The sequence below is a fragment of the Caulobacter sp. Root343 genome (assembly GCF_001425745.1).
Classification (GTDB): Bacteria; Pseudomonadota; Alphaproteobacteria; order Caulobacterales; family Caulobacteraceae; genus Caulobacter.
The window spans coordinates 130,133-144,550 of record NZ_LMDF01000011.1 but is presented as its reverse complement, the minus strand read 5'-3'; the positions used below and the strand labels follow the sequence as shown (position 1 = coordinate 144,550).

At 69.6% G+C, this 14,418-nt stretch carries 16 protein-coding genes; 7 read left to right on the top strand and 9 right to left on the bottom strand.

Features of this window, described 5'->3' with window-relative positions; all coding sequences use genetic code 11:
- Nucleotides 1–5: 5 nt before the first annotated feature.
- The 5 genes from gcvH to ASC70_RS22420 all read left to right on the top strand — a co-directional run bounded on the left by gcvH (nucleotide 6) and on the right by ASC70_RS22420 (nucleotide 4,431).
- A complete protein-coding gene (gene gcvH / locus ASC70_RS22440; protein WP_047411812.1) occupies nucleotides 6–371 on the top strand; it encodes a glycine cleavage system protein GcvH in 366 nt (121 codons plus the stop codon).
- 128 nt (nucleotides 372–499) lie between these two features.
- Complete coding sequence (gcvPA, locus tag ASC70_RS22435) at nucleotides 500–1,846, top strand: aminomethyl-transferring glycine dehydrogenase subunit GcvPA (RefSeq protein ID WP_047411810.1); 1,347 nt, start codon at nucleotides 500–502, stop codon at nucleotides 1,844–1,846.
- Nucleotides 1,843–3,438: an aminomethyl-transferring glycine dehydrogenase subunit GcvPB gene (gene gcvPB / locus ASC70_RS22430; RefSeq protein ID WP_056054885.1), complete on the top strand. Its 1,596-nt coding sequence runs from the start codon at nucleotides 1,843–1,845 to the stop codon at nucleotides 3,436–3,438. The genes gcvPA and gcvPB overlap by 4 nt, the downstream gene beginning before the upstream one ends.
- A 133-nt stretch (nucleotides 3,439–3,571) precedes the next feature.
- A complete protein-coding gene (locus ASC70_RS22425; RefSeq protein ID WP_056054882.1) occupies nucleotides 3,572–3,991 on the top strand; it encodes a hypothetical protein in 420 nt (139 codons plus the stop codon).
- Nucleotides 3,988–4,431 carry a hypothetical protein gene (locus ASC70_RS22420; protein WP_056054878.1) on the top strand — a complete coding sequence of 148 codons (444 nt, stop codon included), beginning with the start codon at nucleotides 3,988–3,990 and terminating at the stop codon, nucleotides 4,429–4,431. The genes ASC70_RS22425 and ASC70_RS22420 overlap by 4 nt, the downstream gene beginning before the upstream one ends.
- On the opposite strand, the gene ASC70_RS22415 is transcribed toward ASC70_RS22420, so the two are convergent.
- The 6 genes from ASC70_RS22415 to ASC70_RS22390 all read right to left on the bottom strand — a co-directional run bounded on the left by ASC70_RS22415 (nucleotide 4,428) and on the right by ASC70_RS22390 (nucleotide 7,929).
- Entirely contained in the window at nucleotides 4,428–5,294 is an 867-nt protein-coding gene (locus ASC70_RS22415; protein ID WP_056054875.1) for an NmrA family NAD(P)-binding protein, read from the bottom strand. The two genes, ASC70_RS22420 and ASC70_RS22415, sit on opposite strands and share 4 nt — an antisense overlap.
- 135 nt (nucleotides 5,295–5,429) lie before the next feature.
- Nucleotides 5,430–5,939: a F0F1 ATP synthase subunit B gene (locus tag ASC70_RS22410; RefSeq protein ID WP_047411798.1), complete on the bottom strand. Its 510-nt coding sequence runs from the start codon at nucleotides 5,937–5,939 to the stop codon at nucleotides 5,430–5,432.
- 12 nt (nucleotides 5,940–5,951) lie between these two features.
- Nucleotides 5,952–6,491 carry an ATP synthase F0 subunit B' gene (locus ASC70_RS22405; protein ID WP_047411797.1) on the bottom strand — a complete coding sequence of 180 codons (540 nt, stop codon included), beginning with the start codon at nucleotides 6,489–6,491 and terminating at the stop codon, nucleotides 5,952–5,954.
- Between the two features lie 15 nt (nucleotides 6,492–6,506).
- Nucleotides 6,507–6,734 carry a F0F1 ATP synthase subunit C gene (locus ASC70_RS22400; protein ID WP_028037480.1) on the bottom strand — a complete coding sequence of 76 codons (228 nt, stop codon included), beginning with the start codon at nucleotides 6,732–6,734 and terminating at the stop codon, nucleotides 6,507–6,509.
- Nucleotides 6,735–6,781: 47 nt separating this feature from the next.
- Nucleotides 6,782–7,543 (bottom strand): F0F1 ATP synthase subunit A, encoded by a 762-nt coding sequence (locus ASC70_RS22395; RefSeq protein ID WP_047411795.1) that lies wholly within the window; start codon nucleotides 7,541–7,543, stop codon nucleotides 6,782–6,784.
- Nucleotides 7,544–7,548: 5 nt separating this feature from the next.
- On the bottom strand, nucleotides 7,549–7,929 hold the full coding sequence (locus ASC70_RS22390) for an AtpZ/AtpI family protein (RefSeq protein WP_047411794.1): 381 nt from the start codon (nucleotides 7,927–7,929) through the stop codon (nucleotides 7,549–7,551).
- A 358-nt stretch (nucleotides 7,930–8,287) separates the two neighbouring features.
- On the opposite strand from ASC70_RS22390, the gene ASC70_RS22385 reads away from it, so the two are divergent.
- Together ASC70_RS22385 and ASC70_RS22380 are read left to right on the top strand one after the other, a co-directional pair.
- Nucleotides 8,288–8,677 (top strand): DUF6481 family protein, encoded by a 390-nt coding sequence (locus ASC70_RS22385; RefSeq protein ID WP_047411793.1) that lies wholly within the window; start codon nucleotides 8,288–8,290, stop codon nucleotides 8,675–8,677.
- A 69-nt stretch (nucleotides 8,678–8,746) separates the two neighbouring features.
- Nucleotides 8,747–9,532: a TSUP family transporter gene (locus ASC70_RS22380; RefSeq protein ID WP_156396291.1), complete on the top strand. Its 786-nt coding sequence runs from the start codon at nucleotides 8,747–8,749 to the stop codon at nucleotides 9,530–9,532.
- Between the two features lie 122 nt (nucleotides 9,533–9,654).
- Here ASC70_RS22380 and smc read toward each other — a convergent pair whose 3' ends face one another.
- The 3 genes from smc to ASC70_RS22365 are packed head-to-tail and all read right to left on the bottom strand — an operon-like array spanning nucleotide 9,655 to nucleotide 14,339.
- A complete protein-coding gene (gene smc / locus ASC70_RS22375) occupies nucleotides 9,655–13,098 on the bottom strand; it encodes a chromosome segregation protein SMC (protein ID WP_056054871.1) in 3,444 nt (1,147 codons plus the stop codon).
- 18 nt (nucleotides 13,099–13,116) lie between these two features.
- Nucleotides 13,117–13,725: a thioredoxin domain-containing protein gene (locus ASC70_RS22370; protein WP_056054868.1), complete on the bottom strand. Its 609-nt coding sequence runs from the start codon at nucleotides 13,723–13,725 to the stop codon at nucleotides 13,117–13,119.
- Nucleotides 13,725–14,339 (bottom strand): DsbA family protein, encoded by a 615-nt coding sequence (locus ASC70_RS22365; protein ID WP_056054866.1) that lies wholly within the window; start codon nucleotides 14,337–14,339, stop codon nucleotides 13,725–13,727. The genes ASC70_RS22370 and ASC70_RS22365 overlap by 1 nt, the downstream gene beginning before the upstream one ends.
- Between the last annotated feature and the right edge of the window lie 79 nt (nucleotides 14,340–14,418).

The window sequence follows — 14,418 nt, the reverse complement described above, 5'->3', positions numbered from 1 at the left end:
GACCAATGCGTTTCACCAAAGATCATGAGTGGGTCATCGTCCAGGGCGACGTGGCCACCGTCGGCATCAGCGCCTATGCCGCCGAGCAGCTGGGCGACGTCGTGTTCGTCGAGGTTCCGGAAGTCGGCAAGACCGTGAAGCAGGGCGAGAACCTGGCCGTGGTCGAAAGCGTCAAGGCCGCCTCGGACGTCTACGCCCCGGTGTCGGGCGAGGTGGTCGAGGGCAATGCCGAGCTCGGCGACACGCCCGAAACCGTCAACGCCCTGCCGGAAAGCGGCGGCTGGTTCGCCAAGATCAAGCTGTCGAACCCGGCCGAGGTCGACGCCCTGATGGACCGCGACGCGTACGAAGCGTTCCTCGCGACTCTCTAACTTTATCTGTCATCCCGGACGGCCGAAGGCCGATCCGGGACCGCCGGAAGCGCCGCGCTTCCCGAGGTCCCGGCTCTCCGCTGCGCTCCGGCCGGGATGACACGCAATTTTCAATAGGCGCCCTCCCCATGCGTTACCTCCCCCTGACCCCCGAAGACCGCGTCGAGATGCTCGGCGCGATCGGCGTGAAGTCGATCGACGACCTGTTCGTCGACGTGCCGGCCTCGGCCCAGCGCGCTGGAACCGTCGACCTGCCGCTGCACGCCGGCGAGATCGAGGTCGAGCGCGAGATGGCCGCCCTGGCCCGGCGCAACCGCTCGGCGGGGGAGGGCGCGTTCTTCTGCGGGGCCGGCGCCTATCGCCACCATGTCCCGGCCACGGTCGACCACATCATCCAGCGGTCGGAGTTCCTGACCAGCTACACGCCCTATCAGCCGGAAATCGCCCAGGGCACCCTGCAGGTCCTGTTCGAGTTCCAGACCCAGGTCGCGGCCCTGACCGGCATGGAGGTGGCCAACGCCTCGCTCTATGACGGCTCGACCGGCGCGGCCGAGGCCGTGATGATGGCCCAGCGCGTCACCCGCCGGAACAAGGCGGTGATGTCGGGCGGCGTCCACCCGCACTATGTCGAGACCATCGAGACCCTGGCCCACGCGGCCGGCGTCACGACCCAGGCCATGGCCCCGGCCATCGACGCCGAGGACGCGGTGATCGCCGCCATCGACGCCGACACCGCCTGCGTCGTCGTCCAGACCCCCAACGTGTTCGGTACGGTCACCGACGTCACCAGGATCGCCGAAGCCGCCCACGCGGCCGGCGCCCTGCTGATCGTGGTCACCACCGAGGCCGTCTCGTACGGCCTGCTGAAGTCGCCCGGCGAGATGGGCGCGGACATCGCCGTGGCCGAGGGCCAGTCGATCGGCAACGGCCTGAACTTCGGCGGTCCCTATGTCGGCCTGTTCGCCTGCAAGGAAAAGTTCGTCCGCCAGATGCCGGGCCGTCTGTGCGGCGAGACGGTGGACGCGGACGGCCGGCGCGGCTTCGTCCTGACCCTGTCGACCCGCGAGCAGCACATCCGCCGCGACAAGGCCACCTCGAACATCTGCACCAACAGCGGCCTTTGCGCCCTGGCCTTCTCGATCCACATGAGCCTGCTGGGCGAGACGGGCCTGCGTCAGCTGGCGGCCCTGAACCACCAGAAGGCCCGCGCCTTGCGCGACGCCCTGGCGGCGGTCCCCGGCGTCGAGATCCTCACCCCCCGCTTCTTCAACGAATTCGCGATCAAGGTTCCGGGCAAGGCCGACGCGATCGTCGAGACCCTGGCCGGCCACGGCGTCATCGCCGGCGTGCCGTTCTCGCGTCTCGACGCCGACGCGGGCCTGGACGACGTGCTGCTGGTCGCGGCCACCGAGACCACGCTCGATGTCGACATCACTTTCTTCGCCAAGCTGCTGACCAAGATGGTGGCCCAATGAGCATGAACAACGTCGGCCGCCCCACGCGCCCGGAAGCCGCCGCCAATGATGGCTCGACCGGTCACGAGACCCTGACCGGCGGCCGTGGCCTGCTGCAGGACGAGGCTCTGATCTTCGAACTGGATTGCTGGAACAAGACCGGCGTCGACCTGCCGCCAGCCGGTCCGCCCTCGGACGATCTGGCCGGCCTGCTGCGCGACGCCCCGATCGGCCTGCCGGGCCTGTCGGAGCCGGAAGCGGTCCGCCACTATGTGCGCCTCAGCCAAAAGAACCACGCCATCGACCTGGCGCTGTATCCGCTGGGCTCGTGCACGATGAAGCACAATCCGCGCCTGAACGAGAAGATGGCGCGCCTGCCGGGCTTCTCCGACATCCACCCGCTGCAGCCGCAATCGACCGTGCAGGGCGCCCTGCAGCTGATGGACCGCCTGGCTCACTGGCTGAAGACCCTGACCGGCATGCCCGCCGTGGCCCTGTCGCCCAAGGCCGGCGCCCACGGCGAGCTGTGCGGCCTGCTGGCCATCCGCGCCGCCCACGAGGCGGCCGGCAACGGCCACCGCAAGACCGTCCTGGCCCCGACCAGCGCCCACGGCACCAACCCGGCCACGGCCGCCTTCGTCGGCTACACCGTCGTCGAGATCGCCCAGACCGACGACGGCCGCGTCGACCTGGCGGACCTGGAGTCCAAGCTCGGCGACCACGTGGCGGCCATCATGGTCACCAATCCCAACACCTGCGGCCTGTTCGAGCGCGACGTCGTCGAGATCGCTCGCCTGACCCACGCCGCCGGCGCCTACTTCTACTGCGACGGCGCCAACTTCAACGCCATCGTCGGCCGGGTGCGCCCGGGCGACCTGGGCGTCGACGCCATGCACATCAATCTGCACAAGACCTTCTCGACGCCCCACGGCGGCGGTGGCCCGGGCGCGGGTCCGGTGGTGCTGAGCCAGGCCTTGGCGCCGTTCGCCCCGACGCCGTGGCTGGTTCACGACGACGACGGCTTCAGCATGGTCGAGCACGCCGGCGAGGAGGGGGCCAAGACCGCCTTCGGCCGCATGAGCGCCTTCCACGGCCAGATGGGCATGTACGTCCGCGCCTATGCCTACATGCTGAGCCACGGGGCCGACGGCCTGCGGCAGGTGGCCGAGGACGCCGTCCTCAACGCCAACTACATCAAGGCCCGCCTCAAGGACGTGATGAGCCCGGCCTTCCCCGACGGCCCATGCATGCACGAGGCCCTGTTCGACGACGCCTGGCTGGAAGGCACCGGGGTCACCACGCTCGACTTCGCCAAGGCGATGATCGACGAGGGCTTCCACCCGATGACCATGTACTTCCCGCTGGTCGTCCATGGCGCGATGCTGATCGAGCCGACCGAAACCGAGTCCAAGCAGGAGCTGGATCGTTTCATCGAAGCGCTCCGCGCCCTGGCGGGCGCCGCCCAAAATCTGAAGGGGGGGGCGGGCGAGACGGAACGCTTCAAGGGCGCCCCGTTCCACGCCCCGCTCCGGCGGCTGGACGAGACCTTAGCGGCCCGCAAGCCCCGGTTGAGGTGGAAACCTGTGGCTACGGCGCCACTGGCGGCTGAATAGCATTCTCCATACCCCTGTTGCGACGGAAGGGCGCCTTTACGGCGCCCTCATCCCTCCACATATCGGAGGGGCGCGTCGGGGCTAGCTGGCTTTTCCAGGGAGCAGGCGCCGCGCAAGCTCGTTTGTTCCTCCCATGACTGCTCTCGCCCTCGCCATGTCGCGCGCCCACCGCCCCGCCGATGACCTCGCCCGTGAGTTCATCGCGCGATTCCTGCGCGTGTTTCTCGTGGCGCTGGGCGTGGTGCTGATCGCGGCCGGCGCGCTGATCGCGCCGCTGCCGGGTCCGCTGGGCCTGCCGCTGACGGTGGTCGGCCTGATGCTGGTGCTGCGCAACTCGTTCAAGGCGCGCAAGCAGTTCGTCCGCTTCCAGCACGCCCATCCCAAGCTGATCTTCCCGCTGCGCCGCCTGCTGCGTCGCGAGCCCGAGGTCGTGCTGGTCGCCTGGCAACAGGCCCTGCGCGTCGAGCGCCTGATCATCCCGCGCAAGTGGCGGGTCGCCGTTCGCTGGCGCAAGTCGCTCAAGCAGCGCTCGTCGAAGCAAGCCGGGCGGTGAACGCGATCGCCGCCACCATCGACGTCAAGCACAGGGTCCGCCGCCGCGCGCGGCTGGCCCTGTTGCTGCGCGAATCCGCCGCTCGAGCGTTCCGCTGGATCGCCATCGGCTTCGGCTCGCTGGTGATCGTCGCCGGCGCGGTGCTGACGCCGCTGCCGGGGCACGTGGGCCTGCCGCTGCTGGTCATCGGCCTGATGATCGTGCTGCGCTACTCGTTCCAGGCCCGCAAGACCTTCATCCGCTGGCAGAAGCGCCATCCCAAGCTGGTCTTTCCGATCCGCCGGCTGATGCGCCGCGAGCCGGAGGTGCTGCTGGTCGTCTGGCAGCAGATGCTCCGCACCGAGAAGATGGTCCTGCGCCGGGCCCGCTGGCGGCTGCTGAAGAAGACCCGCAAGCGCGTGAAGCGCTACATCGCGCGGAAGAGGGCGGAGAAGGCCTAGCTCGGGCTCGCGCCGACCAGGGCCGCGATATACGCCTCCAGCGTTGTCGGGCCCTTCTCCGTCTCGCGCTCCGGAACCATCTCGCCGTCCAGGGTCGCGCCGGTCATGCGGGCGTAGCTGTGCGCCGCCGCCGGCGAGAAGCCGAGGGCCCGGAAGGCCTGCTCCCACTGCTCGCGCGGCGTGACGACGGCGCGCACCGGGCGACCCAGCGGGTCGGCGAAGGCCCTGGCCACATCATTCATCGTATAGCGCGCCGGCCCTTCCACATTGCGCAGGCCGACATCGTCCAGGCCGGACGTCAGACGCCGGGCGGCCGCCTGTCCCAGGTCGCGCGGGGCGACCATCGGCAGCTTGAAATCGGCCGGGAACATGGTCGGGACGACGCCGTCCTTGCGCGCGCCCTCCAGGGCCATGTCCCAGTTGGACATGTAGTAGGCGGCGCGGTTCCAGGCGGCGGGGATGGGCTGGGCTTTCAGCCCTTGCTCTAGTTCGTACAGCACGTTGAGGTCGCCGAGCCGTTCGCCGGGCTGGGCGCCCATGGTGCTCTCGGCCACCACCTTCTCCAGCCCCGAGCCGTCCAGGGCCGCCAGGATGGCCGTGACCGTGGCGCGTTCGCCGACGTCGGTGTCGCCGCTGACGGCGGCCGGCGGATTGAGCAGGAAGGCGCGGCGGGCCTGTTTCAAGATCCCGCGTAGGGCGTCGACATCCCGCACGTCGACGACGGCGACCTCGGCGCCCTTGCGCCGGAGATCATCGCCATGCTCGGCGCTGTGGGTGAGGGCCAGGACGGGCTCGCCCGCCTCCAGCAGGGCGTCGACGACGGCGGACCCGACGTGCCCGGTGGCTCCCATGATCGCGTACACGGCGCTCTCCGATCGGTTGTCGAAGAGACTAGAAGGGCCGGTCGCGGAGCTCGGTTCCGGGCGCGACGGCCAAAAGAAAAGGGCGCGGACCTTGCGATCCGCGCCCTCTCTGTCTTGTCCGAAGGAGCCTTGCCGCTATTGCAGCTTGGCGCCCATCTGACCGATCGCGATGTCGACCAGAGGATCGTTCTTGGCGCCGGCTAGGCGGGCGGCCAGGACGGTCTCGGCGGCCTGGGCGGCGAGATCGACCGCGGCGGCCTTCACGTCGGCGGCGGCCTGGGCCTCGGCCTGGGCGATCTTGCGTTCGGCCATTTCGGCGCGGCGCTTGATCTGCTCCTCGAGCTTTTCCTTGGCTTCCTCGGCCAGACGCTTGGCGTCGGCCTTGGCGGCTTCCAGCATGCCCGTCGCCTGGCGCTCGGCTTCCTCGCGCTGGGCCTTCACGTCCGCGAGCAGGGCCTGGGCCTCTTCACGCAGTTGCTGGGCTTCGTCGAGCTCGGCCTTGATCTTGGCGGCGTAGCCGTCGAGCGCGCCGAACAGCGCGCCCGGCAGGACCTTCAGAACGACCAGCAGGCCGAAGAACAGCACCAGGCCGACCAGAACCCAGAACTCCGGGTTGGCGAGGCTGAACAGGGATTCGTGTTCCATCTTCAGCGCTCCTTAGGCCAGGGCCGACTTGAGCTCGGCGGCGGTGGCCGCTTTGCCGGTCAGCTTCTCGACGATCGCGGCGGCGGTTTCCTGGGCCACGGCGGCGACGTGGCCCATGGCCTCGTCGCGAGCGGCTTGGATACCGGCCTCGGCCACCGTCAGCTTTTCAGCCAGGATGGCCTCTTCCTTGGCCTGACGCTCGGCGGCTTCGGCCGAAGCCTTGGCCTTGGCGTCCGCCGCGGTCTTCTGGGCCTTGGCGCGCGCCTCGGCCACTTCAGCGGCCGCGGCGCGAGCCTGGGCTTCAGCCTCGTCCTTTAGACGACGGGCGTCGGCGATGTCGCCGGCGATCTTGGCGCCGCGCTCGTCGATCGCGCCGCTGACGCGGGGCAGCAGCCCCTTGGCCAGCACCGTGTAGAGCACGGCGAAGATGAGCAGCAGCCAAACGATCTGGCCGCCCCAGTGCTGGAATTGCAGCTGCGGAAGACCGCCGCTGCTTTCCTCGCCATGAGGCGTACCGGTCGTCTCGACCGTGCCTTGATGAACCGTCGCCATGGGCGAAGAGCCCTCTTACTTACCGTTGAGGATCAGGATGGCGACGACCAGGGCGAAGATGCCCAGGGCTTCCGTCAGAGCCATGCCCAGGAACAGCATCGGGCGCTCTTGAGCGGCGGCCGTCGGGTTGCGCAGGGCGCCTTGGAAGTAGTTGCCGAACATCACGCCCAGGCCAATGCCCGCGCCGATCATGCCGAGCATAGCCAGGCCGGCGCCGATGAACTTAGCGGCGGAAGCGTCCATGATTGAGACTCCTTGAAAGACGTATTGGTTGAAAGACTAGAGATTGATCAGTGGCTGTCGAGGTGCACGACGTCGTTGAGATAGACGCAGGTGAGCACCGCGAACACGAAGGCCTGCAGGAAGGCCACCATGAACTCGAGGGCCGTCAGAGCGACGACCGAACCCATCGCCAGAACGGCGCCGGGGAACCCGATGAGGCCCATGCCGCCCAGGGCGATCACGAAGCCAGCGAAGATCTTCAGCACCACGTGGCCGCCCAGCATGTTGCCGAACAGACGAAGGGCCAGGGTGACGGGGCGGATGACGAACGACAGGATCTCGATCGGCACCAGCAGGAAGTACAGCGGCCACGGCACGCCCGACGGGGCGAAGAGCTTGAAGAACTTGAAGCCGTTCTTGATCACGCCGACGGCGACCACGGTCAGGATGACCAGGAAGCCCAGGGTCAGGGTGACGGCCAGTTGCGACGTGGCCGTGAACACCAGGAACATGCCTTGCAGGTTCATGAACAGCACGAAGGCGAACAGGGTGAAGACGAAGGGCATGAACTTCTTGCCCTCGTGACCCATGATCGAGTCCGCGAGACCGTCCACCAGATTGTAGAGAAGTTCGCCCACCGCCTGCAGGCGGCCCGGCACCACGGCGCGCTTGGCCGACGCGAAGCTGTAGAAGACCGTCAGCAGCGTCGCGGCCAGCAGCATGGCGGCCACGGAATTGGTGATCGACAGGTCGATCGGCATGCCGAAGACGGTCACGGTCGGCAGTTCCACGATCTTCTGGATCTGGAACTGGTGCATCGGATCGGCCATCGGCCCTAGTCTCTCTTCTGCTTGGGGACGGTAGGCCCGTCTCCCGTGTCTTCGCCGCCGGTCCCTTGCGAGGAAGCCGCCGACGCCTGCGCGCTCATGGTCGTCGCCTTGCGGACGACGGAGAAAATCGCGACTCCCAGACCGATCAGCAGGCCGCCGATCATGCCCCAGGGCGCCGTGTGAACGTAGCGGTCGAGGAGCCAGCCGAAGCCGAGACCCACCAGTACGCCCCCGATCAGGTCCGCCAGGAGGCGGTAGCCGTCCTGACTGGCCTTTTCGGACTCCGCTTTCGCGGGCTTTTCCGCCGCCTTCTTCGCCTCAAATGCGTCGAGCCGAGCGTCGAGGCTGTTGAAGGCCTTGTCGTTCGGTTCGTCGGCCTTGGGCATGGGAAGCGGCAGGTCCGAAAGCGCCGCCGACGCGCCAAAACAAGGCGCTTTTCCGGCCGGCTTGATCGGCGCGGAACCTATAGACCTCGCTGCGGTGCGTCAAGGTGAGCGCATCGCCCGTCAAGTAGCGGGAATACTTAAGGATTTCGCCTTCGACTTCGCGGAGAGGCAAAACCGTCCCCATTCTCGACGGGAAAGACGTCGGCCGACCCCTACCGGATCGGCGAAGGCTCCCTACATAGACCGTGCTCTGGCGACATCACCTCCCATAGGCAAGGGGTGATGAAGCCCGATGACGCATTGATTTTTGCGCCGATCTGGGCTTTAGAGCCGCCGCCTCCAAATAACACGAAGATTCATGTCGCACCTGAAGAACACCGGATTCGCCGATCGTCTTACCGCCCAGCAGGAAGCCAAGAAGGCGATGCTGGCCAAGTTCAAGGCCAAGCCCGCCGTCCAGGACCCCGATTTCGACAAGCGCGAGGAACTGCGCGCCGCCGAACTCGAAGCTGTCCGCGCCGCCCGCGCTGAAGCCAAGGAAAAGGCCCGCCTCGAGGCCCTGGCTCGCGAAGAAGAAGTCGCCGCCGCCCGCCGCGCCGAACGCAAGGAGCGCAAGGCGCTCGAAGCCGCCGAGATGCGCGTCCGCAAGGAAGAGAAGGCCAAGGGGCGCGACGAGCTTCGCGCCCTGGGCAAGACCAGCAACAGCAAGGCGTCCCGCGCCCACGCTTGGGGCAACCTCCTGGGCTGATGAAGACGAGGGGTCCTTCGGGGCCCCTTTTTCTTTGCGCTGATGCGAGAACGGCGCGATGAGCCGGCCATGGGCCAGGTTCATCTCGACGTCATCGCCACCCTGTTCGCGGTCGCCGCCCTCGCTGGGGCCATCGACGCCATCGCTGGCGGCGGCGGCCTGCTGACTCTGCCCGCCCTGCTGCTGGCCGGCCTGTCGCCGGTCCAGGCCCTGGGCACCAGCAAGCTGCAGAGCTCCCTGGGCTCGATCTCCTCGACCAGCGCCTTCGCCCGCCGGGGCCTGATCGACTGGAAGACCGCCTTGCCCGTCGCCGCCGGGGCCGCGGTCGCCGGCCTGTGCGGCGCCCTGTGCGCCAGCCTGCTGTCGCCGCAGCTGCTGCGGGCCGTCGTGCCGCTGCTGCTGATCGCCATCGCCCTCTATTTCGGCTTCTCGCGCGCTCTCAAGACCGAGGACGTCGCGCCGCGCATGGCGTTGATACCGTTCGCCTGTTTCGTGGCGCCCGTGATCGGCTTCTACGACGGCATTTTCGGCCCGGGCGCGGGAGCCTTCTACATGATCGCGATCGTCACCCTGCTGGGCTACGGCGCGCTGAAGGCCACGGCCCATACCAAGCTGGCCAACGCCGCCAGCAATCTGGGCAGCCTGGCCCTGTTCATCTCCAAGGGCGTGGTCATCTGGCCGATCGGCCTGGCCATGGCGGTCGGCGCATTCCTCGGCGCCCAGGTGGGATCGAGGCTGGCCATGCGCTTCGGGCCCAAGCTGATCCGGCCGCTGCTGGTGGCGATCTCGTGCGTCATGGCGGTGAAGTTGCTGGCGAATCCGGCCAATCCGCTGCGGATGGTGATCGGGTTCTAGATCCCCCCACCTGACCCGCTGCGCGGGTCGTCCGCCCCCAAAGGCGGGCGGAAGGAAGTGCGCGATCCTTCTTCCCCCTCCGGGGGAGGAGCGCCGCAGGCGCCGAGAGGGCAAGCCGCCGCCTAGGCCGCGACCAGCTTCTCCGCCGTGCTCAGGTCCACGCTGACCAGCTGGCTCACCCCACGTTCGGCCATGGTCACGCCGAACAGCCGGTCCATCCGGCTCATGGTCACCGGATTGTGGGTGATGGCGATGAAGCGCGTCTGGGTGCGCCGGCGCATCTCGTCCAGCATGTTGCAGTAGCGGTCGACATTGGCGTCATCCAGCGGCGCGTCGACTTCGTCCAGCACGCAGATCGGGGCCGGATTGGCCAGGAAGACGCCGAAGATCAGGGCGCTGGCCGTCAAGGCCTGCTCGCCGCCGCTCATCAGGCTCATGCTGGCCATCCGCTTGCCGGGCGGGCAGGCGAAGATCTCCAGGCCGGCTTCCAGCGGATCCTCGCTCTCGATCAGCTTCAGCTCGGCCTGACCGCCGCCGAACAGGGCCTGGAAGAGCGTCTGGAAGTTGGCGTTGATCACGTCGAACGCGGCCAGCAGGCGCTCGCGCCCCTCGGCGTTCAGCTCCTCGATGCCGGCCCGCAGCTTGGTCACCGCGCCGGAGAGGTCTGCCCGTTCGGTGCGCATGGTCTCCAGCCGGCCGGCATACTCCTGGGCCTCCTCGTCGGCGCGAAGGTTCACCGGGCCGATGGCGTCCCGCTCGCGTTCCAGGGCGAACAGGTGAGCCTCCACGCCGGCGGCGTCCTTCGGCACGGCCACCGCCTCGCCCGCGACGTGGCGGCCCAACTCCTCGGGCTCCATGCGGGCCTGCTCGCGGATGGCCGAGGCGACCTCGGCGAAGCGCTGGCGGGCGCCGTCCAGGTGGGCGACCAGGGCCGCGCGCTTTTCGCGGGCCTCGCCGGCGGCCTGCTCGGCGGCGCGCGCGGCGCGGTCGGCGTTGATCCGCGTGGTCTCGGCGGTCTCCAGGGCGTCGCTGGCCTTGGCGCGACGCGCCTCGGCGGCGGCGAACTCGTCCAGCAGGACGAGCAGCCGTTCCTTCAGCACGGCCGGCGCCTCGCGGGCGGCCTCCAGAGCGGCGGCGGCCTTGACGCGATCGCCTTCCAGAGACTCCGTGCGCTTGGCGGCGGCCTCGGCCCGTTTGGCCCAGTCTGCGCGGTCGCGCTCCAGGCTTTCCAGCCGGCGTTGGCGGCCGGCCCGTTCGCGGGTCTCGACGTCCAGGGCGGTGCGGGCGGCGCTGGCCGCCTCACGGGCCTGGGCCGAGGCCTGGCGGGCTTGCGCCAACTGCGGCTGCAGGTCGCCCGAGGTCTGGGCGGCGGCATGGGCTTGCTGGGCCTGATCCAGCGCCGCGTCGGCCTCGGCCTTCTCGGCCTCGAAGCGGGCGATGGTGTCGTCCAGCGACTGGGCCCGCGCCGCGCGCAAGGCTTGCTCGCGCTCGAACTTGGCGACGGCCTCGCGAGCTCCGCTCAGCAGGCGCTCGGCGTCGGGCGGGCCGCGCCGCTTGTCGCGCAGCAGATCCTCGGCGGCGCGCAGGCGGTCGGCGGCGGTCTTCAGGGCGGCGGCGGTGGCCTCGGCGCGCGGGGCCATCAGGTCGATCTCGGCCTCGACCTCGGCCAGTCGGGTGCGCTGCTCGAGCCGCACGGCGGCGGGCCGGGGCGCGTCGGCGCGGGCCACGAAGCCGTCCCAGCGCCAGAGGTCGCCTTCCTTGGAGACCAGCCGCATGCCCGGCTTCAGCGCCGCTTGCAGCCGATCGCCATCGGCGCGGGCGACCACGGCCACGTGCGAGAGGCGGGCGGCCAGCGCGGGAGGCGCCTTGACCAGCGGGGCCAGCGGCTGGGCGCCCTCGGGCCAGGTCGGCGCGGGCGCTTCGGCTCCGCCCCAGTAGGACGGCGCCTTGGCGTCGAGCGCGGCGTCCAGGTCGTCGCCCAGCGCCGCCGCCAGGGCCGCGCCAAAGCCCTTGTCGGGCGCGACGCTGTCCAGGGCGGGAGCGTGGCCGCTCTTGGAACGGGGCGCGGTCAGCTGGGCCAGGCCCCGGGCTTCCGTGCGCAGGCGGCCCAGCTGGTCTTCGACATTGCGGGCCAACTGGCGAGCCTGGGCCTCCTGCTCGGCGGCCTTGACCCGCTCGGCCTCGGCTTCCTCGAGCGCCGCGCGGGCGGCGGCCAGGGCGGCCTCGGCGTTGGCGAAGCGCTGGCGGGCGTCGGCGGCGGCCGGATCGACCTCGGGACCGACGGCGGCGCGCTCAGCCTTGGCCTGGTCGAGGGCGCGGTTGGTGCGGTTGGCGCGGGCCTCGGCCTCGGCGAGGCGCGTGGCGGCGGCGCGGAACTGGGCCTCCTCGGCGGCGACCCGGGCGGCCAGCTGCTCGACGGCGGTCTCCGCGGCGGCGCGCGCGGCTTCGGCGGCCTTGGCGGCCTCGGCCAGCTCAGGCCCACGCTCCGGCGCGGCGGCGACCAGGGCGCGGACCTCGTCGAGCTCGGCGTCGATACGGGCCAGGGCGGCGGCGGCGTCGTCCTTGGCCTGGCTCTCGCGGGTCCGGTCGTCGTCGATGCGGGCCAGGTCGCCCGCCAGGCGTTCGAACTCGGCGGCGGCGGCCTCGGCCTCGCGCTCGGCGCGGTCCTTCTGGATGGCCAGCTGGCCCAGGATCGCCTGGGCGATGGTCGCCTCCTCGCGCAGCGGCGGCATGGCGGTCTCGGCGTCGGTGATCGCCACCTGGGCGGCGGCGCTGGCGCGGGCGGTCTCTTCGACGAGTCGCGCGGCCTCGGTGGCGTCCTTCTGGGTGCGCTCCAGCGTGTCGCGGGCCTCGGTCCAGCGGGCGTAGAGCACGGCCCCCTGCACGGCGCGGATCTCGGACGACAGGCGCTTGTACTTCTCGGCCTGCCTGGCCTCGCGCCGAAGCCGGTTCAGCGCTGTCTCCAGCTCGCGGGCCACGTCCTCGAGGCGGGCCAGGTTGCTCTCGGCCGCCCGCAGACGCAGCTCGGCTTCGTGACGGCGGGTATGCAGGCCCGAGACCCCGGCCGCCTCTTCCAGGATACGGCGGCGGTTCTGCGGCTTGGCGCCGATCAGCTCGCTGATCTGGCCCTGGCGGACCAGGGCCGGCGAATTGGCCCCGGTCGAGGCGTCGGCGAACAGCAGCTGGACGTCACGGGCCCGCACTTCGCGGCCGTTGATCTTATAGGTCGAGCCTTCGCCGCGATCGATGCGGCGGACGACCTCCAGCACCGGCTCGTCGTTGAACTGGGCCGGGGCCGTGCGGTCGGCGTTGTCGATGGTCAGGGTGACGTCGGCGTGGTTGCGCGGCGGCCGCGCCCCGCTGCCGGCGAAGATCACGTCGTCCATGCCGCCGGCCCGCATGGCCTTGGCCGAGTTGGCCCCCATCACCCAGCGCAGGGCTTCCAGCAGGTTGGACTTGCCGCAGCCGTTCGGGCCGACGACGCCCGTCAGCCCGGGCTCGATCCGGAACTCGGTCGGCTCGACGAAGGACTTGAAGCCCGAAAGGCGGAGGCGCTGGAACTGCACGAGGCGGTCCCTTCCGGGCTAGCCCTTCGCCGCGGCGGCGAAGGCCTTGGACAGCGCGGCGAGGTTGGCCTCGCCTGTGATGGGCGCGCCGTTGACGAAGAAGGTCGGGGTGACCTCGATATTGTCCTCGTTGATCGCCTTGAAGAAGCGGTCGTTGACCGCCTTCAGCGCCGCCGTATCGCTGAGCGCGGCCTTGAACTGCGTCTCGGTCAGCCCGTACTGCTTGCCGATCGCCTCGAGGCCCTCGAACAGCTGCTCGCTCTGATAGATGGCTTCCTGCTTCTGGAAGATCGTGGTCAGCACGTCGAAATACTTGCCCGGGATCCGGCGGGCCAGGATGAAGGCCGCGGCGGCGAACTCCTCGGGCGGAGTCAGGAACTCGCGGAAGACCAGCCGCACCTTGCCGGTGTCGATGAAAGCCTTGCGGACCCCCGGCAGCTCCGTCGTCCACCAGTGCGCGCAGTGCGGGCAGCTGGCCGAGGCGTAGACCACGAACTGGACTGGCGCCTTGGCCGAACCCAGCACCATCTCGCCAGGGACCGGCGGCAGCGGCTTGGCGCGCGCGACAGCGGGGCTCGCAGCTATGGCGAGGCCCGAGACGATCAGCGCGCGCCGGTCCAGGCTCATTACTTGGAGGCTTCCGCGATGGCCGCGTCCAGCTCGGCCAGGGTGCGCTCGCCGCCCTCTTCGCTGCCGACCTTCTTGCCGTTGACGATGAAGGTGGGCGTGCCCTCGATCTTGTCGGCCTTCATCAGCTTGTCGATGCGTTCGGCCGACTTGGCGGCGTTCTCGTCGCTGAGGCAGCTGTTGAACTGGTCTTCGTTCATGCCGGCGGCCTGGGCGATGGTCAGCAGCTCGCCGCGGATGTCGCCGGTTTGGAAGATGCTGGCCTGGGCGTGATAGATGGCGTCGGTCACCTGGAAGTACTTATCCTTGCCGGCGCAGCGGGCCAGCATGGCGCCGGCGTTGGCCAGGCGCGGCTCGCCGGTCAGGGCCTCGCGCGACACGTAATGGACCTTGCCGGTGTCGATGTACTTGGCCTTGAAGGCCGGGAAGACGTCCTCGTTCCACCGGGCGCAGTGCGGGCAGGCCACCGAGGCGTATTCGATCACCGTCACCTTGGCGTTCGGATTGCCCAGGGTCATGTCGTCGGCGGTGACCTTGGCCCCCTTGGGACCGCAGGCGGCGAGGCTCGCCGCGAGGGCGATGACGAGGGTGACGCGGGTGAGCAGCGAACGCATGAAATGGCCCTTCGGCGGTCGATTGGGAAGTTAAGCCCGATTCTCGTTAGGGAGCGAAAAAGGCGCAACCAAGACTGGC

Bases quoted from the DNA above. Each gene is read 5' to 3' on its own strand.
- gcvH (WP_047411812.1), top strand. From the start codon at position 6: ATGCGTTTCACCAAAGATCATGAGTGGGTCATCGTCCAGGGCGACGTG.
- gcvPA (WP_047411810.1), top strand. From the start codon at position 500: ATGCGTTACCTCCCCCTGACCCCCGAAGACCGCGTCGAGATGCTCGGC.
- gcvPB (WP_056054885.1), top strand. From the start codon at position 1,843: ATGAGCATGAACAACGTCGGCCGCCCCACGCGCCCGGAAGCCGCCGCC.
- ASC70_RS22425 (WP_056054882.1), top strand. From the start codon at position 3,572: ATGACTGCTCTCGCCCTCGCCATGTCGCGCGCCCACCGCCCCGCCGAT.
- ASC70_RS22410 (WP_047411798.1), bottom strand. From the start codon at position 5,939: ATGGAACACGAATCCCTGTTCAGCCTCGCCAACCCGGAGTTCTGGGTT.
- ASC70_RS22405 (WP_047411797.1), bottom strand. From the start codon at position 6,491: ATGGCGACGGTTCATCAAGGCACGGTCGAGACGACCGGTACGCCTCAT.
- ASC70_RS22400 (WP_028037480.1), bottom strand. From the start codon at position 6,734: ATGGACGCTTCCGCCGCTAAGTTCATCGGCGCCGGCCTGGCTATGCTC.
- ASC70_RS22395 (WP_047411795.1), bottom strand. From the start codon at position 7,543: ATGGCCGATCCGATGCACCAGTTCCAGATCCAGAAGATCGTGGAACTG.
- ASC70_RS22390 (WP_047411794.1), bottom strand. From the start codon at position 7,929: ATGCCCAAGGCCGACGAACCGAACGACAAGGCCTTCAACAGCCTCGAC.
- ASC70_RS22385 (WP_047411793.1), top strand. From the start codon at position 8,288: ATGTCGCACCTGAAGAACACCGGATTCGCCGATCGTCTTACCGCCCAG.
- ASC70_RS22380 (WP_156396291.1), top strand. From the start codon at position 8,747: ATGGGCCAGGTTCATCTCGACGTCATCGCCACCCTGTTCGCGGTCGCC.
- ASC70_RS22370 (WP_056054868.1), bottom strand. From the start codon at position 13,725: ATGAGCCTGGACCGGCGCGCGCTGATCGTCTCGGGCCTCGCCATAGCT.
- ASC70_RS22365 (WP_056054866.1), bottom strand. From the start codon at position 14,339: ATGCGTTCGCTGCTCACCCGCGTCACCCTCGTCATCGCCCTCGCGGCG.